This is a genomic window from Longispora sp. NPDC051575, from assembly GCF_040681875.1.
In the GTDB taxonomy this organism is placed as follows: domain Bacteria; phylum Actinomycetota; class Actinomycetes; order Mycobacteriales; family Micromonosporaceae; genus Longispora.
In genome coordinates this window covers 285,142-302,313 of the sequence record NZ_JBFAZP010000010.1, presented here as the reverse complement: position 1 = coordinate 302,313, position 17,172 = coordinate 285,142, and the positions used below count along the sequence as shown (strand labels likewise).

Below are 17,172 nucleotides of genomic sequence, written 5' to 3'. Positions count from 1 at the left end.
TCGGTGATTGCGCGGACGGCGGACCTATCCGTCGTAGTCCTCGTCCGGGACGGCCCGGGCCTGTTCGATGGCGTCGGCCTCCGGGGTCTCGATCCCGATCACCGGTTCCTCCTCGGGCAGGGTCTCCGCCTCGATGATCTCTTCCAGTGCCTCGAGCTCCGGGATTTCGTCACGGGCCATATGCCCACAGTACGGGCCGACCGCGACGGCGGGGTGGCACTGCGGAATACTCCGGGTGGAGGGACAGCGCGGTCTCGCGTTTCGATCTAGACAAAAGGAGCAGTAATGCCCATCGCTTCTCCCGAGGTGTACGCCGACATGCTCGACCGCGCCAAGGCCGGCGCGTTCGCGTACCCCGCGATCAACGTGAGCTCCTCGCAGACCCTCAACGCCGCGCTCCGGGGCTTCGCCGAGGCCGAGTCCGACGGGATCATCCAGGTCTCCACGGGCGGCGCGGAGTACCTGTCCGGCCCGACCGTCAAGGACATGGTCACCGGCAGCGTCGCCTTCGCCGCGTACGCGCACGAGGTCGCCAAGAACTTCGGCGTCAACATCGCGCTGCACACCGACCACTGCCCGAAGGACAAGCTGGCCGGCTTCGTCCGCCCGCTGCTGGCGATCTCCGCCGAGCGCGTGGCCCGGGGCGAGAACCCGCTGTTCCAGTCGCACATGTGGGACGGCTCGGCGGTACCGCTGGACGAGAACCTCGAGATCGCGCAGGAGCTGCTGGCCCTGTCCGCCGCCGCGAAGATCATCCTCGAGGTCGAGATCGGCGTCGTGGGCGGCGAGGAGGACGGGGTCGTCGGCGCGATCGACGACAAGCTGTACACCACGATCGAGGACGGCCTGGCCACCGCCGCCGCGCTCGGGGTCGGCGAGAAGGGCCGCTACATGGCCGCGCTGACCTTCGGCAACGTGCACGGCGTGTACAAGCCGGGCGGGGTCGTGCTGCGGCCGGAGATCCTGAAGGAGATCCAGGACGCGGTCGGCGCCAAGTACGGCAAGGACAAGCCGTTCGACCTGGTGTTCCACGGCGGCTCCGGCTCCCTGCTCTCGGAGATCCGGGACGCGGTGGACCACGGCGTGGTGAAGATGAACATCGACACCGACACCCAGTACGCGTTCAGCCGGCCCGTCGCCGCGCACATGTTCCAGAACTACGACGGCGTGCTGAAGATCGACGGCGAGGTCGGCAACAAGAAGCAGTACGACCCGCGGGCCTGGGGCAAGGCCGCCGAGGGTGGCATGGCCGCCCGGGTCGTCGAGGCGTGCGAGCACCTGCGCTCGACGGGTACGACGTCCTCGAAGTAGCACCTGACCGCAACGGGCGCCGGTCGGTCGACCGGCGCCTTTCGCGTACCCGTCGGAGCCCTTGACGGGTTTCCCGGGCCCTGCCCGGCCGGGCTCACACTGTGACGGCTGTCGCACGCCCCCGAGGGCCCTCGGAGCGCTCCGGGTAACCTCGGGGGCGTGAACCTCGCAGACAAGACTCAGGCCGCGCTCGACGGCCTCGGCTTCAACCCGCTCAACGCGAAAGACTGGCTGCAGGCCATGGGCCCATTCGCCATGATCGGTGTCTGGTTCATCATGTTCGCCGAAACCGGTCTTCTGGTCGGCTTCTTCCTGCCCGGCGACTCGCTGCTGTTCCTCGCCGGAGTGGCCTCCTCCGAGGTCGCCATGGAGATCGTCGGCACTAAGATCTCCCTGGTCGGGCTGCTGATCGGCGCGCCCATCTGCGCGATCGTGGGCGCCCAGCTCGGCCACCACCTCGGCGCGAAGTACGGCACGCGGCTGTTCGAGAACCAGAAGTCCCGGCTGTTCCAGAAGCTGTTCAAGCCGGAGTACATCGACAAGGCGGAGCACTACTTCACGAAGTTCGGCCCGGCGAAGGCCGTGGTGCTCGCCCGGTTCATCCCCATCGTGCGCACCGTGCTGAACCCGGTCGCCGGGATGCTCGGCATGCCCGCGAAGACGTTCCTGCTGTGGAACGTCATCGGCGGCATCCTGTGGACCGACGGCATCATCCTCGTCGGCCACTTCCTGGCCAAGCAGATCCTCGACAGCATCGGTGTCGAGAACATCGACAAGTACATCCTGCCGGTCGTCATGTTGATCGTGCTGATCTCGATGCTGCCGATCTTTATCGAGGTCTTCCGGAACCTCCGCGAGCGCAAGCGCGCCAAGACGAATATCGGCTGAACAAACAAACGAATGAGGGCCACCCGATGATCGGGTGGCCCTCATTGCATATTAGGACTAGCGGGTCTTGCGGCCACCACGCTTGCGCGGCGGGGTCAGCAGCTCGGCGACAGCGCCGATCGCCGACGGCACCAGACGGTAGAAGGCCCACACGCCGCGCTTCTCGCGCTCGAGGAGCTGGGCCTCCGTGAGGATGCGCAGGTGGTGGGAGACGGTCGGCTGGCTCAGGCCCAGCGGCGCGGTCAGGTCGCACACGCACGCCTCACCGTCCGGGGACGACTGGATCAGGCTCAGCAGGCGAAGCCGAGCCGGGTCGGCGAGCGCCTTCAGCACGCCAGCAAGGCGCTCGGCATCCGCACGCTCCAGAGGCTCGCCAGTGAGCGGCGACAGGTTGGGCATCATTTTCTCGGCCACGGCGGCACCCACGTGCTTCATCCTTCCAACACTACTATCGATTCGAATAGATATTTACAAATCCGGATCAGCGGCTTCTCGTAAGAGAATGCCACGCGGAGCGGTCATCGACCCTGTGTGTCGCCTCACGCTCACCTAGAGAGCTAACGACTGTCGGCCGATAGGTTGACGGCCTACTCACAGGAAACATCGTAAACCACCGATCTGGGTCAACCCCAGCCGGATCAGGACAAGCCTAGATCTTTCAGGGTGTACGCGGCGCGACAGTCCAGTCCGGCCGCCCGGATGGTGTCCCCGGCGCCTCGGTCCACAATCAAGGCGACCCCGGCGACCTCGCCACCGGCCTCGCGGACACCCTCCACAGCCGTCAACGGGCTACCACCGGTCGTCGAGACGTCCTCGACCACCAGCACCCGCTTGCCGGCCACGCTCGGGCCCTCGATCCGCTGCTGCATACCGTGCGCCTTGGCGGCCTTGCGCACCACGAACGCGTCGATCGGCCGGCCGGGCGCGTGCATGACCGCGCCGGCCACCGGGTCGGCGCCCAGGGTGAGTCCACCGACCGCGGCGTAGTTCCAGTCGGAGGTGAGTTCGCGCAACACGCGACCCACGAGCGGGGCGGCGGCGTGGTGCAGGGAGATACGGCGCAGGTCCAGGTAGTAGTCGGCCTCCAGGCCGGAGGAGAGCACCACCTTGCCGTGCACGACGGCCAATTCCTTGATCAGCTGAAGCAGGTCGTCACGGTCGGTCATAGTGATGAGCTTACGTACCTGCGTCGCGCGACTTTCCCCGGGTGTCCCCTGCCAGGCGATACATGAGAGTCGACGGCAGGTGGCGCAACAGGAACACCGACACCTTGTACTTCACGCTGGGTATCGATACCAGCTTGCCACGCCGGAAGTCGCGCAGCCCGTCGCGGACCACCTGCTCCGCCGAGAGCCACGACCACGACGGCTGACCCTTCTTCGAAATGCCCGCCCTGTCATGGAATTCCGTATGCGTGAACCCCGGACACAGTGACATCACGGTGACCCCGCGCTTACGGACCGACAGGGCGATCGACTGGCTGAAGTTGGTGACCCAGGCCTTCGAGGACGAGTACGTCGAGCCCGGGGCCAGCACGCCGAAGCCCGCCACGGACGACACGTTGATCACGCCGCCCGAGCCCTGGGCGACCATGTGCGGCAGGGCCGCGTGGGTCAGGCGGAGCACGGCCTCGACGTTCAACCGGAGCATCCGGCGCTCATCGGCGTAGTCCACCTTGACGAAGGACGTGTTCAGGCCGATGCCGGCGTTGTTGACCAGCAGGTCCACGCCCTTGACCAGCCGGTCGGCCACCGTGGAGCAACCGGCCTCCTCCGCCAGGTCGGCGGGCAGCACCTCGACCGTCCGCCCGTGCTGCCCCCGGAGCTCCTCGGCGAAGGACTCCAGCCGGCCGGCGTCCCGGGCCACCAGCACCAGGTCGTAGCCGTCATGGGCGAGCTGGCGCGCGAACTCCGCGCCGATGCCGGCGGTCGCGCCGGTGATGAGGGCAGTGGGCACGCTGCTCAACGTAGCGTGCCCACCGCGTCGTGTCCTAGAACTGTGCCGGCGGGGTCCACTCCTCGACCGGCTTGCGGAAGTACGCGTTCGCGGCCGGCAGGGCCAGCATGATGATCGCGGCGAGCAGGGCGATCGCCACCAGGGCCTGGACGGTGACGCTCACCGGGACCAGCCAACCGGGCTGGGCGTCGAGCATCCTGATGTACGCGTCACGCTGGTCGCCCTCGGGGATCGAGTTCTTCAGCGAGCCCTGCAGGCCGATCGAACCGGCGCCACAGATGCAGCACAGCGAGGCGATACCGGCGAACACCCAGGTCAGGATGCGTGCGACCTGCTTGCCCTGGGCGGTGTAGAACGCCAGAGCCAGGAAGCCGAGCGCGATGACGGCGTTGATCGCGACGCCGACACCGCCGGTGAGCTTGCTGAAGTTCTCCATGCCGCCACCCCCGCCGGGGATGGTCTTGTAGTACGCGTCGGTGGCGGCCTTCACCTCGTCGGTCTGACCGAGAAGGCCCACCACGGCGTAGATCAGGATCAGGACGGCCACGACCGCCAGCAGTCCGGACGCGGCCGTGACGAGGCTGGGCCGCTGACGCGCGGGCTGAGCCGGCGGCGGCGAAGGAAACTGAGTCATACGTGAACCGTAAAGGAAGTGTGAGACGGATGGGTCACGCTGGAGAAGGAGACACCTCTCCTTCCCCAGCAGTAGACCTGCGGGCCTCGCGGGCAGGCCAGGGCCTCGGTGGTGCCGGCGGGCCGCGACGATCCGGTGCCGGGACCGTGCCGATCCGGTGCGGCGGGGGCGGTCCCGTTGTCGCCCGGTCAGCCCCGGGTGACCCGCAGCCCCGTACCCGTCGCGTCCACCAGCACCCGGTCACCGTCGCGCAGCTCGCCGCCCAGGAGTGCCCGGGCCAGCTGGTCGCCGATCGAGGACTGGACGAGCCGACGCAGCGGACGTGCCCCGTACAGCGGGTCGAAGCCGTGCTCGGCCAGCCAGGTCCTGGCCCCCTCGGACACCTCCAGGGTCAGCCGGCGGTCCGCGAGCCGCCGGGCCAGCACGTCCAGCTGGATGTCCACGATCGACTTCAGCTCGGCGAGGCTCAGCGCGTGGAACACCACGATGTCGTCGAGCCGGTTGACGAACTCCGGCTTGAACGACGTCCGGACCGCCGCCATCACCTCGTCGTGCCGCTGGTCCTCGGTGAGCAGCGGGTCGGCGATGGCGTGCGAGCCCAGGTTGGACGTCAGGACCAGGATCGTGTTGCGGAAGTCCACGGTGCGGCCCTGGCCGTCGGTGAGCCGGCCGTCGTCGAGCACCTGGAGCAGCACGTCGAACACGTCCGGGTGCGCCTTCTCCACCTCGTCGAGCAGCACGACGCTGTACGGGCGGCGGCGGACGGCCTCGGTGAGCTGGCCACCCGACTCGTACCCCACGTAGCCGGGGGGCGCGCCGACGAGGCGGGCGACGGAGTGCTTCTCCGCGTACTCGCTCATGTCGATCCGGATCATCGCCCGCTCGTCGTCGAACAGGAAGCCCGCGAGCGCCTTGGCCAGCTCCGTCTTGCCGACACCGGTCGGGCCGAGGAACAGGAAGCTGCCCGTCGGCCGGTCGGGGTCGGCGATCCCGGCGCGCGCCCGGCGCACCGCGTCGCTGACCGCGCGGATCGCCTCCGGCTGGCCGACGACCCGCTCGGTGAGGGACTCCTCCATCCGGAGCAGCTTCGCCGTCTCGCCCTCCAGCATCCGGCCGGCGGGGATGCCCGTCCACGCCTCGATCACCTCGGCGATGTCGTCGGCGGACACCTCCTCCTTCAGCATCGCGCCGTCACTCTGCAGGGTGGCCAGCTGGCGCTCGGCCTCGACCAGCTCGGCCTCCAGGGCCGGGATCCGCCCGTACCGCAGCTCGGCGGCGCGGCCCAGGTCGGCGTCGCGCTCGGCCCGGTCGGCGGTGGCCCGCAGATCCTCCAGCTCCTGCTTGGCCTCGGAGATGGCCGTGATGTGCGCCTTCTCGTTGCGCCACCGGTCGCTGAGCACCGCGAGCTGCTCGCGCCGGTCGGCCAGCTCGCCGCGCAGCCGTTCGAGGCGCTCGGCGGAGGCCACGTCGGGCTCCTTGGCCAGCGCCATCTCCTCGATCTCCAGCCGGCGGACGATCCGTTCGATCTCGTCCACCTCGACGGGCAGCGAGTCGATCTCCATCCGGAGCCGGGACGCCGCCTCGTCCACCAGGTCGATGGCCTTGTCGGGCAGGAACCGGTCCGCGATGTACCGGTCGGACAGGGTCGCCGCCGCGACCAGGGCCGCGTCGGTGATCCGCACCCCGTGGTGCACCTCGTAGCGCTCCTTCAGCCCGCGCAGGATGCCGATCGTGTCCTCCGGGCTGGGCTCGCCGACCACGACGGGCTGGAACCGGCGCTCCAGGGCCGGGTCCTTCTCGATGTGCTCCCGGTACTCATCCAGGGTGGTCGCGCCGACCATCCGCAGCTCACCCCGGGCGAGCATCGGCTTGAGCATGTTGCCCGCGTCCATCGAGCCCTCGGCCTTGCCCGCGCCGACGACGGTGTGCAGCTCGTCCAGGAAGGTGATCACCTGCCCGTCGCTGGACTTGATCTCCTCCAGCACGGACTTCAACCGCTCCTCGAACTGGCCCCGGTAGGAGGCGCCGGCGACCATCGCGCCCAGGTCGAGCGACACGAGCCGCTTGTCCTTGAGGCTGTCGGGCACGTCCCCGGCCACGATCCGCTGCGCCAGGCCCTCCACGATCGCGGTCTTGCCGACCCCGGGCTCGCCGATCAGGACCGGATTGTTCTTGGTACGCCGCGAGAGCACCTGGATCACGCGCCTGATCTCGGCGTCGCGCCCGATGACCGGGTCCACCTTGCCGTCGCGGGCCTTGGCGGTCAGATCCAGCCCGTACTTCTCCAGGGCCTGGAACGTCTGCTCCGGGTCGCTGCTCGTCACCCGCCGGTCCCCGCCCCTGATCTGCGGGAACGCGGCGATCAGCTGCTCGGCGTTGGCCCCGGCGCCCTTGAGCGCGGCCGACACGTCGCCGCCGAGCTGGGCCAGGCCGGCCAGCAGGTGCTCCGTCGAGATGTACTCGTCGCCCAGCGGCTGGGCCACGTGCTCGGCGGCGTTGAGCGCGTTGACGACCTCGCGGGACAGGCTGGGCTCGGCGACCGTCGTGCCGTGCGCGGAAGGCATCCGCTCCAGCGCCCGGGCGGCGGCCCGCCGGACATCCGCGCCGTTGGCGCCGACCGCCCGGAGCAGGGCCGGCGCGGTGGAGCCGCCGGTGTCGAGGAGGGCCAGCAGCAGGTGCCAGGGCTCGACGATCGCGTGGCCCCGCTGCGTGGCGTCGGAGACGGCGGCGGAGATGACCTCACGGCTCTTGGTGGTCAGGCGCTCAGCGTTCATGAGGTTGAGCGTAGCCGACTCAACTCTGTCTCGCTAAGTGCTCCAGTGCGATGGCTACGAATGGCGCACTAGGGTGAAGCCATGTCGACCTGTCTGGTTACCGGGGCTGGGCGTGGCATCGGACGGGCCGTCGCCGTCGCGCTGTCCGCCGCCGGCCACAGTGTGGCGCTCACGGCGCGCAACATGGGCGAGCTGACCGAGACCGCCGCGCTCTGCACCGGGCCGACCCTCGTCGTCCCGGCCGACATCACCACCGACATCGAGGACGTGTTCGAGCAGGTCGAGAAGGGCTTCGGGCCGGTCGAGATCCTGGTCGCGAACGCCGGCGGGGCCAGTACCTCGCCGCTCGCGAAGATCACCGACGCCGACTGGCAGGCGATGCTCGACCTGAACCTCACCGCGCCGTTCCGGTGCGTCCGGCGCGCGGTGCCGGCCATGGTCGACGGGGGGTACGGCCGGATCGTCGTCATCGCCTCGGTCGCGAGCAAGATCGGGGAGCCGTACATCGCGGCGTACACGGCGGCGAAGCACGGGGTGCTCGGGCTGGTCCGGTCGGCCGCCGCCGAGCTGGCCCGGACCGGGGTGACGGTGAACGCCGTGTGCCCCGGGTACGTGGACACCCCGATGACCGACCAGTCGGTGGCCGCGATCGTGGCGAAGACGGGGCGCACGGCCGAGGAGGCGCGGCAGGTGCTGGCGCGCAAGCAGCCGACCGGGAAGTTGATCACGGTGGAGGAGGTGACGGCAGCGGTGCTGTACTGCGTCGGGAACGGGGCCGTCACCGGGCAGGCGCTGAATGTGGATGGGGGCGCGGTTCAGTCCTGAGGACTGGGTCGGGGTGGGCCGCGCGGGGAGGCCGGGTTGTTGCGGGCGCGTGATGGCGGGGTGCTGCGGGGTGCGGCCCGGGCGGGCGCGGCGGTCAGGTGCGGCCCCGGGTCGGCGCGATGGCGAGGTGCGGCCCGGTGGGCGCCACCACAGGGTGCGGCCGGGGTGGGCGTGCCGCCAGGCGCGCCCACCCCGGCACCCCGCTACAGAACGGCGATCCCCTCGATCTCCACCAGCGCCTCGGCATCCCACAGGCGCGCGATCCCGATCCCCGCCGCCGCCGGATACTCCTGCCCGGCGAGCCGCTTCCACACCCGGCCGATGTCCCTGGCATGCGCCCGGTAGTCCTCGACGTCCACGATGTAGATCGTCACCTTCGCCAACTGGTCAGGCCGGCCCCCGGCCGCGGCGAGCGCGGTCAACAGGTTCCCGAGCGCCTGCTCGAACTGCTCGACGACGCCACCGGGGACGATCCGGCCCTCCTTGTCGAGGGCGGTCTGACCGGCCAGGAAGACCATCGTGCCGGTCCCCACCACGGCGTGCGCGAACCCGCTCGGCGCGGCCAGCTCCGCTGGGTTGATACGTTTCACTTGACATCCTCCCCGCCCACCAGGGCATCGATTCCCCGGCGGCTTCGCCGCTGGATAGGGGTGGTTCTTGCTTCGACACCCGTCGCCGCCCCGGAGGGCAGTCTTACATGGGCTCCACAAGCGTTTCGTCTCTCCGCCTGCCCGGCGGCGAGAATATTCACTGCGGCGTTGCCGTCGCGGTCATGTTCGGCCCCACATGTGGGGCATGTCCAGGCGCGGACCGTTAGGGCCAGGGCAGCCAGTTTGTGCCCGCACTGGGAACAAGTCTTGGAGCTGGGGAGCCACCGGTCCACGACGTGCACGATGCGGCCGTGCTGTTCGGCCTTGGCCTTCAAACACGAGATGAGCAGGCCCCACGCAGCGTCCGAGATCGCACGGGCCAGCCGCCGGTTACGGATCATCCCGGCAATGTTGAGATTCTCGACGTGGACCACTTGGTTGTCGCGGACCAGTACTAGGGCGAGTTTGTGGTGATGGTCGGCCCGGGCCCGGCGGATCTTCCCGTGGACCTTCGCCACCTTGAGTCGGGCCTTTGCCCGATTGCTGGAGCCCTTCTTCTTCCTACACAGCTGGCGCTGAACTCGACGCAGGTGCCGCTGCCTGCGGGCCAACTGGCGCGGGTTGGCCACCGTCGTGATGCAGCCCTCGGTGTCCGCCACAACGGCCATGGTGGTCAGCCCGAGGTCCAACCCGCACTCAAGGTCGGTACCTGGAAGAGGGGTCGGATCACGCTCCACGACGAAGGAGGCGTAGAACTTTCCATCCGCTTCCCGGATGATGGTCACGCTTGACGGCTCCGAAGGCAGATCCCTCGACCAACGGACCTTGAGCGAGCCGATCTTCGCTACATACAGCCGGCCATCGAGGCCGAGGCGGAAGCCGTTGCGGCTGAACCGCACCGACTGCCGGTTGTCCTTCCTGGACCGGAGACGGGGAGCACCCATTCGCCGGCCCGCACGCTTGCCGGACAGCGACGCGAAGAAGTTCGCATACGCGGTGTTGCAGTCACGCACCGCCTGAATCAGCGCGTCCGAACTGACCTCGACCAGCCACGCCCGCTCAGGTGTAACTTTGGCCCGCGCTGTCACCGCCGCCTGTACAGCCGTCGGCCCGATCCTCCCACCGGCCGCACGAACCTGCTCGCGCAGCCGGATCGCGTCGTTGTAGACAACCCGCGCGCACCCGAATACTCGAGCCAGATCCCTACTTTGCTGTGGGGTTGGCTCGACCCGGTAGCGGTATCGGACCTTCACGGGGACGGACCCTACAAGATGGGTACGACACATCTCGTCCCCCGCAATTCGCCGCTCTCCCTGTGCGGCCCCGCTACCCCTTGCGCCGCTGGTACCCCACGAACCCGGCCACCGCGATCAGCACCACGCACGGCGCGAACCAGTGCGCCAGCACTCCCCCGGGCGTCCCTCCGGTGAGCAGCGCCAGGATCCGGATGCCCTGGGCGAGCTTCACCCCGATCACGATCGCGCTGACCAGCAGCCCCCCGGCGAGCACGGTCGTGGTCCGGTTCGCGTCGCGCAGGCCCGCGCCTACCGTCGCGGCGACCCCGACCGCGACCACCACGACGGCCCAGAGCGCGACCCGGGGCTTGCCGCCGATGTCGAGTACGGGGAGCAGCCCGGCCAGTGCGACGCCCGGCCCGATCATGAGCAGCGGGCGGCGGATCCGGTCGGGGGCGAGCGCGGCGGCGACGACGACGGCCAGGCCGAGTACGCCGGCGACGACGAACGCGACCCCGTACCCCTTGATGGCGATCTTCTGCATCTGGAGCGTGATCTGGACGGCCGTGCCGAACAGGACCACGCCGAGCAGCGCGACCCCGGCGAGCAGCGGGCCCCGGCTGCGCACGGAGGCGTAGAGGGCGTAGCCGGCGAGGGCGAGCAGCGTCAGGTACAGGATCATCAGGTCGCCGGCCGAGGTCGGCCTGCTGGGCTGGACCAGCGGGCCGACGGCGGCGAACACGGCGAGCCCGCCGAGCAGCGGCAGCAGCGGGCCGGCCCCGGGGTCGACGGGCCGCTTCTTCACGTTCGCGTAGGGCGACGGGAGCAGGCTGGTCAGGAAGCCGAGGACGGCGATCCACACGTACAGCTGGCCGTCGACGTTCGCCTCCAGCCAGGAGCTGGCCAGCAGGGTGCCCAGCACGGCGGCGCCCCAGCAGGCGGCCAGTCCGGCGGCGTTCGGCCTGCGGGTCTTGGCGAGCGGGGCCACGGCCTGCGGCAGGATCGCGCCGAACGCGACCGCCCCGGCCAGGTAGGGCACCCCGTGGGCGAGCAACTGCCCGAAGAACTCGATTTTCGTGTACGCGTTCCCCGCGAGCAGCACGGCCGCCACCCCGAGCCCGGCGGTGACCGCCCAGCGGGCCCAGCCGAACTTGGCCAGCCAGCCGCCCGCCACGGCGCCGATCAGGATCCCGACCAGGGGTTCCGTGAGGCCGCCGTCCCAGCCGGTGCTGGCCGCCTGCATGATCACCCGGGTGCCGACGCCGGCGGTCGCCGCGACGGTGACGGCGAGCGCGAGGTCGGTGAGCCGCTTGTCCATGGCGCCAGACGCTACATGTACTGGCGGGTAGCGCGCAGTACCGCGGACCGGTATTTCGCTCCGAACAGGGCCGTGTGCGCGAGCAGCAGGTGCAGCTGGTGCAGCGCGATCCGGTCCCGCCAGCCCTCGGCCAGCGGCCACGCCTCGTGGTAGCTGGCCAGCGCGGTCTCCAGGTGCGGGGTGCCGCCGAACAGGAACAACGTGGCCAGGTCGGACTCGCGGTGCCCGCCGTACGCGGCCGGGTCGACCAGCCACGGGGTGTCCCGCTCGCCCCAGATGATGTTGCCGGGCCACAGGTCGCCGTGCAGCCGGGCGGGCGGCTCGTCGGGGGCCTCGATCCAGATGCCGGCGATCCGGGCCGCGTCGGTGGTGTCGAGCGCGCCGTTGTCCACGGACAGCCGCAGGTAGGGCAGGATCCGGCGCTCCCGGTACCAGGTGGCCCAATCCTCCCCCACCGTGTTGTCGAGCGGCAGGTTCCCCAGGTACCCGTCCTCGGCCGCCCCGAACGCGGGCGCGCCGGCCCGGTGGGTGGCCGCGAGTTCCCGGCCGAACCGTTCGGCGGCCAGGGCGGTCGGCCGGCCGTGTTCGACCCACTCCATCAGGAGCAGCTCGTCGGTGGCGGAGATCAGTTCGGGCACCGCGACCCCGGCGGCCTCCCGGAGCCAGCGCAGCCCGCGCGCCTCGGCCGCGAACAGCCCCGGCGGTGCGGACCGGCGCTCCTCGGTCGGCGAGCCGGACACCCCGCCCGGCCAGGTCTTGAGCAGCAGGTCCGTACCGTCGTCGAGGGTGATCCGCTCGGCCGAGCAGATCGAGCCACCCGCCACGGGGGTGGTGCGCAGCCGCTGGTGCGTCATAAACGTGAGCAGCAGGTGCGGGTTCGCGCGCAGGTACGCCAGGTCCACGCCCTCATATTGCCCCAGGGAAACCCCCGATGGGCGAATCAGGGTCCGGAAGGCGACCCCTCAAGAACCCGGTCGGTCGAGCGGCCCGCTACCCGAGCGGCACAGTCTCGTACACGACCGGCACCATCTGGGACCCGTCATAATCCCAGCGCAGCAGCTCCACCCCGGTGACCAGCGCGTCGCCGAGGTGGAGCTGCCGTCGTTCGCCGACCCAGTCGGCCAGGCGGGCCGGCTCGGCGACCGGGCCGGCGAAGTGCACGAGATTCGAGTACCAGATGGTGCGGTGGAAGTCCGCCTCGTAGTGCCCGTCCGCGCCGAGTGCGGCCCCGAACCGGTCCTTGAGCAGCTCGGCGGTGTCGCCCTCGGCTTCGGCGCAGGCCATCACGCTGCCCGGGGTCAGGGTCAGCCCGGTGACGGCGAGCCGGAACGGCCGGAGCCCGACGGCGGCCTTGCGGAGCGCGTCGCCGACCCGCCCGACGGTGGGGTCACCGGCCGGTAGCCCGGTCCGGTAGGTCTCCAGGCAGCGGACCGTGAAGTGCGAGGAGTGCGCGCTGCCGGTGGCCCAGTGCCCGGGGCCGGCGAGTGTCAGGGCCTCGGCGCCCACCTCGGCCATCCGGGTCGTGAGGGGCGGGGTGGGGCGGAACGCGACCGTCAGGCCCCAGGCCGGGCCGCCGTCGACCGGCGGGGTCTCGCGCTTGGGCTGGCCGGTGAGGAGTGCCGTCCGGCCCTTGGCGTAGAGCTCGTCGAAGAGGGTCATGGCGGCCGAGCCTATCTCGGGGGTGGGCGGCCCGGTGACCATCCTTCGAGTGCCTCCGGGGCGGGGCCACACGCCCGGCGTAGGTGGTGTGGTGACCACCCGACGAGTGCCTTCAGGGCGGGGTCACACGCTCGGCGTAATCGTCAGAGCTTGTTGGTTTTCGGTGTTTGCCCAGTTCACGGGGGCGCGGCGCTACAGCGGGAGGTAGCGGCCGCCGTTCACGTCGAGGGTCACGCCGGTGATGAAGCTTGCCCCGTCGCCGGCGAGGAACACGATCGGGTCGACGATCTCGCGGAGTTCCGGCATCCGGCCGAGCGCGATGGCGTCGAGGACGTCGGCGCGTTCCCGGTCGCTGAGCCCGTCGAACATGCCCTGCAACCGCCCGGTGAGGAACAGTCCCGGCGCGACGGCGTTGACCCGGATGCCGAGCGGCCCGAGGTCCCGGGCGAACTTCCTGGTCAGCCCGCCGATCGCGGCCTTGGCGGCGGCGTAGGGCGCGCCGGTCACCGGGGACGGCTGCCGGCCGCCGATCGAGGAGCACGTGACGATCGCGTCGCCCGGGGACATGTGCCGGGCGGCCTCGCGGACGCAGTAGAGGGTGCCCTTGACGTTGACGTCGAGAACCAAATCAAGATCATCTTCTGTGTACTCGTCCCGCGGGGTCCCCAACGAGCCCCCCGCCAGCGCGATCAGGACATTGGGCCGGAAGTCGGCCATCAGCGCGGCCACGGCGGCGGCATCCCGGACATCGTGTTCGGGCAGGTCAGCGGCCAGGACGGTGTCGCCCAGGGCCTCGAAGGCGGCGCAGACGGCGCGCCCGATCCCGCCGTTCCCACCGGTGACCAGCACTCTCCGCACGACTACTCTCCTCCACTCGACCCGAACACCACCACCACGCACCGCCGAACACCACCACCACGCACCGCCGGACCCGACGCCTGCCCCGGTTCGCCACGCGCGGCCCGACCCGCCACAGGATCAACTCTGACCGAGTCGGACGCGGCCCGACCCGCCACGGCGTCAGCCGACCGCCCCGGTCAGGCGCACGACCCGCGCCACCCGGCCTGCCGCCCACCTCGCGCGACCTCATCACATGTCGCACCGTTGACGATCGTCGCGAAGACAGCATAACCTTGGCCCGTGCGTATAGCGGTCATCGGCGGCGGCCCCGGCGGGCTCTACTTCGCCGCGCTCGCCAAACAGCTCGACCCCACCCGGGAGATCACCGTCTGGGAGCGCAACGCCCCGGACGACACGTTCGGGTTCGGCGTCGTCTTCTCGGACGAGACCCTCAGCGGGATCGAGACCGCCGACCCGGCGTTCTACGCCTCGCTGGCCAGCTCGTTCGCCCGCTGGGACGACATCGACGTGCGGTACCGGGGCGAGGTCGTCACCTCCGGCGGCCACGGTTTCGCGGCGGTCAGCCGGCGCCTCCTGCTGAGCCTGCTCGTCGAGCGCTGCCGGGACCTGGGCGTCGTGCTGCACCACCGCACCGAGTTCCCGGGCGACCATGGCGCGTACGACCTGGTGGTCGCGGCCGACGGCGTCAACTCGGCCACCCGCAGGTCCCTGGCCGCCGAGTTCCGGCCGAAGTACGAGACGGGCGACTGCCGCTACATCTGGCTCGGTACGGACAAGGTGTTCGACGCGTTCACGTTCGACGTGCTGGAGACCGAGTTCGGCGTGATGCAGGCGCACGCGTACCCGTACGACACCCACGGCTCGACGCTGATCATCGAGATGCGCGCCGAGGTCTGGGAGCGGGCCGGGTTCACCGACGAGAACGCGATCGAACGGATCGGCGCCCTGTTCGGCGACCTGCTCGGCGGGCACAAGCTGGTCAGCAACAACTCGAAGTGGATCGACTTCACGACGGTGAGCTGCGAGCGCTGGCAGCACGGGAACGTGGTGCTGATCGGCGACGCCGCGCACACCGCGCACTTCTCGATCGGCTCCGGGACGAAGCTCGCCATGGAGGACGCGCTGGCCCTGGTCGCGTGCCTGGCCGAGCAGCCCGACCTGGAACTGGCCCTGACGGCGTACGAGGTGGAACGTAAACCCGTCGTCGTGTCCACCCAGCGCGCGGCCCGGGCCAGCCTCGACTGGTTCGAGAACCTCGCCGACTACGTGGGCCAGGAGCCGCTGCGGTTCGCGTTCAACCTGCTCACCCGGTCGCGGCGGATCACGTACGACAACCTGAAGCTGCGCGATCCGGAGTTCGTGGCCCGGGTGCAGGCCAGCGGTACCCCGCCGATGTTCGAGCCCTTCCGGCTGCGCGGCCTGGAGCTGCCGAACCGGATCATCGTCTCCCCGATGGACATGTACTCGGCCGTCGACGGCATGCCCAACGACTTCCACCTGGTGCACCTCGGCGCGCGGGCCCTCGGCGGCGCGGGCCTGGTGATGACCGAGATGGTGTGCGTGTCCGAGCCGGGCCGGATCACCCTGGGCTGCACGGGGCTCTACACCGACGAGCAGGGCGACGCCTGGGCCCGGATCGTGCGGTTCGCCCACGACAACGGCGCGAAGATCGGCGTCCAGCTCGGGCACTCCGGACGTAAGGGGTCCACGAGGCTCATGTGGGAGGGGATGGACGAGCCGCTCCCGGAGGGCAACTGGCCCGTGGTCGGCCCGTCACCGCTGCCCTACGGCCCCGGAAGCGCCGTCCCGCGCGAACTGACGGCCGCCGATCTGGCGGAGATCACGGCCGAGTTCGTGGCCTCCGCGGTCCGGGCCGACCGGGCGGGCTTCGACCTGCTCGAACTGCACTGCGCGCACGGCTACCTGCTGTCGTCGTTCCTGTCCCCGCTGGCCAACCTGCGCACCGACGCCTACGGCACCGACCGGCTGAAGTTCCCGCTGGAGGTGTTCGACGCGGTCCGCGCCGTCTGGCCGGCCGAGAAGCCGATGTCGGTCCGGATCTCCGCGACCGACTGGCACGCGGGCGGGGTCGACGCCGACGAGGCGGTCCGGATCGCGGCCGCGTTCGCCGAGCACGGGGTGGACGCGATCGACGTGTCCACCGGTCAGGTCCTCGCGGCGGAGCGCCCGGCGTACGGCCGGTCGTACCAGACCCCGTACGCCGACAAGATCCGCAACAGCGTGCCGGGGCCCGCCGTGATCGCCGTCGGGGCCATCTCCTCGTACGACGACGTGAACTCCATCCTGCTCGCGGGCCGTGCCGACCTGTGCGCGATCGGCCGCGCGCACCTGTACGACCCGCACTGGACCCTGCACGCGGCGGCCGAACAGGAGCACCGGATGGCCTGGCCGGCGCCGTACGCGGCGGGCAGCCGTAAGCCGCAGACCGGGCGAACCGACGGCCCGAAGCCGCGTCTGGAGTTGCTGCGCGGTAACGATTCGGGCACGCGGCACCAACGTTGGCGTCCTGAAACCCCCTGATCTGCACCCATTGTCCCTCAGGCAATCATCATCGTCACCGCGCGGGGGATAGCCCCGCGCCCCGCGATCCGGCTAAGTTGTCGCCGCTGACTGGTGTTTTCGCAAGGGGGGAATCGTGAACGAACAGGCCACGTTCCACGGCTTCGCGAACCCGGTCGACCCGACCGGCGCCGAGATGCGCGAGTGGGCGTACCACCCGGACTCGGTCTCGCTCGCCGGGCTCCCGCCGGACTGGGACCTGCTGGTCGCGCAGGACTCCCTGATCCCGACGCTCTACGATCTGGCCGCCGACGCCCAGTGTCCGGCCCGCCGGTTCGCCCTGCACTGCCTGTACATCTACACCGCCGACGCGGTCCGCACCGACTTCCGCGCGCACCCCAAGCGCCGGCTGAAGAAGATGATCGACCGGGCGGGCGGCGAGCCCGACGAGCAGTTGCGGATGTGGGCCGCCAACGCGCAGGCCCTGATCAGCCACCCCGAGCTGTTCGACTACGCCGAGTGGTGCCAGGGCGGCCTGGTCCGCAAGCCCCGCCGTCTCATGACGTAAACCCAGGTCAAAGGCTTTCATCTGATTACGGTG

General features: G+C 70.3%; 17 protein-coding genes. 5 read left to right on the top strand and 12 right to left on the bottom strand.

The window, feature by feature from the left end:
* Positions 1-24: 24 nt before the first annotated feature.
* Positions 25-180: a hypothetical protein gene (locus AB0M43_RS30510; protein ID WP_363729228.1), complete on the bottom strand. Its 156-nt coding sequence runs from the start codon at positions 178-180 to the stop codon at positions 25-27.
* Positions 181-285: 105 nt separating this feature from the next.
* Here AB0M43_RS30510 and fbaA point away from each other — a divergent pair, with 105 nt between their 5' ends.
* Complete coding sequence (gene fbaA, locus AB0M43_RS30505; protein ID WP_363729227.1) at positions 286-1,311, top strand: class II fructose-bisphosphate aldolase; 1,026 nt, start codon at positions 286-288, stop codon at positions 1,309-1,311.
* A gap of 159 nt (positions 1,312-1,470) precedes the next feature.
* Entirely contained in the window at positions 1,471-2,199 is a 729-nt protein-coding gene (locus tag AB0M43_RS30500) for a DedA family protein (protein ID WP_363729226.1), read from the top strand.
* A 57-nt stretch (positions 2,200-2,256) separates the two neighbouring features.
* On the opposite strand, the gene AB0M43_RS30495 is transcribed toward AB0M43_RS30500, so the two are convergent.
* The 5 genes from AB0M43_RS30495 to clpB form a co-directional block, all read right to left on the bottom strand.
* On the bottom strand, positions 2,257-2,634 hold the full coding sequence (locus AB0M43_RS30495) for a metalloregulator ArsR/SmtB family transcription factor (protein WP_197006164.1): 378 nt from the start codon (positions 2,632-2,634) through the stop codon (positions 2,257-2,259).
* A gap of 203 nt (positions 2,635-2,837) precedes the next feature.
* Positions 2,838-3,365 carry an orotate phosphoribosyltransferase gene (pyrE, locus tag AB0M43_RS30490; protein WP_363729225.1) on the bottom strand — a complete coding sequence of 176 codons (528 nt, stop codon included), beginning with the start codon at positions 3,363-3,365 and terminating at the stop codon, positions 2,838-2,840.
* A 10-nt stretch (positions 3,366-3,375) separates the two neighbouring features.
* Entirely contained in the window at positions 3,376-4,155 is a 780-nt protein-coding gene (locus AB0M43_RS30485) for an SDR family oxidoreductase (protein ID WP_363729224.1), read from the bottom strand.
* Positions 4,156-4,189: 34 nt separating this feature from the next.
* Entirely contained in the window at positions 4,190-4,789 is a 600-nt protein-coding gene (locus AB0M43_RS30480; RefSeq protein WP_363729223.1) for a hypothetical protein, read from the bottom strand.
* Positions 4,790-4,977: 188 nt separating this feature from the next.
* Complete coding sequence (clpB, locus tag AB0M43_RS30475; protein WP_363729222.1) at positions 4,978-7,563, bottom strand: ATP-dependent chaperone ClpB; 2,586 nt, start codon at positions 7,561-7,563, stop codon at positions 4,978-4,980.
* An 81-nt stretch (positions 7,564-7,644) separates the two neighbouring features.
* On the opposite strand from clpB, the gene AB0M43_RS30470 reads away from it, so the two are divergent.
* Entirely contained in the window at positions 7,645-8,388 is a 744-nt protein-coding gene (locus AB0M43_RS30470) for an SDR family oxidoreductase (protein ID WP_363729221.1), read from the top strand.
* 203 nt (positions 8,389-8,591) lie between these two features.
* On the opposite strand, the gene AB0M43_RS30465 is transcribed toward AB0M43_RS30470, so the two are convergent.
* The 6 genes from AB0M43_RS30465 to AB0M43_RS30440 form a co-directional block, all read right to left on the bottom strand.
* Positions 8,592-8,978 carry a RidA family protein gene (locus AB0M43_RS30465; protein WP_363729220.1) on the bottom strand — a complete coding sequence of 129 codons (387 nt, stop codon included), beginning with the start codon at positions 8,976-8,978 and terminating at the stop codon, positions 8,592-8,594.
* On the bottom strand, positions 8,975-10,231 hold the full coding sequence (locus AB0M43_RS30460) for an RNA-guided endonuclease TnpB family protein (protein WP_363729219.1): 1,257 nt from the start codon (positions 10,229-10,231) through the stop codon (positions 8,975-8,977). Before AB0M43_RS30460 ends, AB0M43_RS30465 begins: the two co-directional genes overlap by 4 nt.
* Before the next feature lie 73 nt (positions 10,232-10,304).
* On the bottom strand, positions 10,305-11,531 hold the full coding sequence (locus tag AB0M43_RS30455; RefSeq protein WP_363729218.1) for a hypothetical protein: 1,227 nt from the start codon (positions 11,529-11,531) through the stop codon (positions 10,305-10,307).
* Between the two features lie 11 nt (positions 11,532-11,542).
* Positions 11,543-12,433: a fructosamine kinase family protein gene (locus AB0M43_RS30450; protein WP_363729217.1), complete on the bottom strand. Its 891-nt coding sequence runs from the start codon at positions 12,431-12,433 to the stop codon at positions 11,543-11,545.
* Positions 12,434-12,521: 88 nt separating this feature from the next.
* Positions 12,522-13,190: a hypothetical protein gene (locus AB0M43_RS30445; RefSeq protein WP_363729216.1), complete on the bottom strand. Its 669-nt coding sequence runs from the start codon at positions 13,188-13,190 to the stop codon at positions 12,522-12,524.
* A gap of 192 nt (positions 13,191-13,382) precedes the next feature.
* Positions 13,383-14,048: an SDR family oxidoreductase gene (locus AB0M43_RS30440; protein WP_363729215.1), complete on the bottom strand. Its 666-nt coding sequence runs from the start codon at positions 14,046-14,048 to the stop codon at positions 13,383-13,385.
* Positions 14,049-14,330: 282 nt separating this feature from the next.
* Here AB0M43_RS30440 and AB0M43_RS30435 point away from each other — a divergent pair, with 282 nt between their 5' ends.
* Positions 14,331-16,592, top strand: coding sequence for a bifunctional salicylyl-CoA 5-hydroxylase/oxidoreductase (locus tag AB0M43_RS30435; RefSeq protein ID WP_363729214.1), 2,262 nt, complete (start codon positions 14,331-14,333; stop codon positions 16,590-16,592).
* A 112-nt stretch (positions 16,593-16,704) separates the two neighbouring features.
* Positions 16,705-17,139, top strand: a complete 435-nt coding sequence (locus AB0M43_RS30430) for a hypothetical protein (RefSeq protein ID WP_363729319.1) — start codon at positions 16,705-16,707, stop codon at positions 17,137-17,139.
* The last annotated feature ends 33 nt before the right edge of the window (positions 17,140-17,172 follow it).

Bases quoted from the DNA above. Each gene is read 5' to 3' on its own strand.
- AB0M43_RS30470 (WP_363729221.1), top strand. From the start codon at position 7,645: ATGTCGACCTGTCTGGTTACCGGGGCTGGGCGTGGCATCGGACGGGCC.
- clpB (WP_363729222.1), bottom strand. From the start codon at position 7,563: ATGAACGCTGAGCGCCTGACCACCAAGAGCCGTGAGGTCATCTCCGCC.
- fbaA (WP_363729227.1), top strand. From the start codon at position 286: ATGCCCATCGCTTCTCCCGAGGTGTACGCCGACATGCTCGACCGCGCC.
- AB0M43_RS30455 (WP_363729218.1), bottom strand. From the start codon at position 11,531: ATGGACAAGCGGCTCACCGACCTCGCGCTCGCCGTCACCGTCGCGGCG.
- AB0M43_RS30510 (WP_363729228.1), bottom strand. From the start codon at position 180: ATGGCCCGTGACGAAATCCCGGAGCTCGAGGCACTGGAAGAGATCATC.
- AB0M43_RS30480 (WP_363729223.1), bottom strand. From the start codon at position 4,789: ATGACTCAGTTTCCTTCGCCGCCGCCGGCTCAGCCCGCGCGTCAGCGG.
- AB0M43_RS30495 (WP_197006164.1), bottom strand. From the start codon at position 2,634: ATGAAGCACGTGGGTGCCGCCGTGGCCGAGAAAATGATGCCCAACCTG.
- AB0M43_RS30445 (WP_363729216.1), bottom strand. From the start codon at position 13,190: ATGACCCTCTTCGACGAGCTCTACGCCAAGGGCCGGACGGCACTCCTC.
- pyrE (WP_363729225.1), bottom strand. From the start codon at position 3,365: ATGACCGACCGTGACGACCTGCTTCAGCTGATCAAGGAATTGGCCGTC.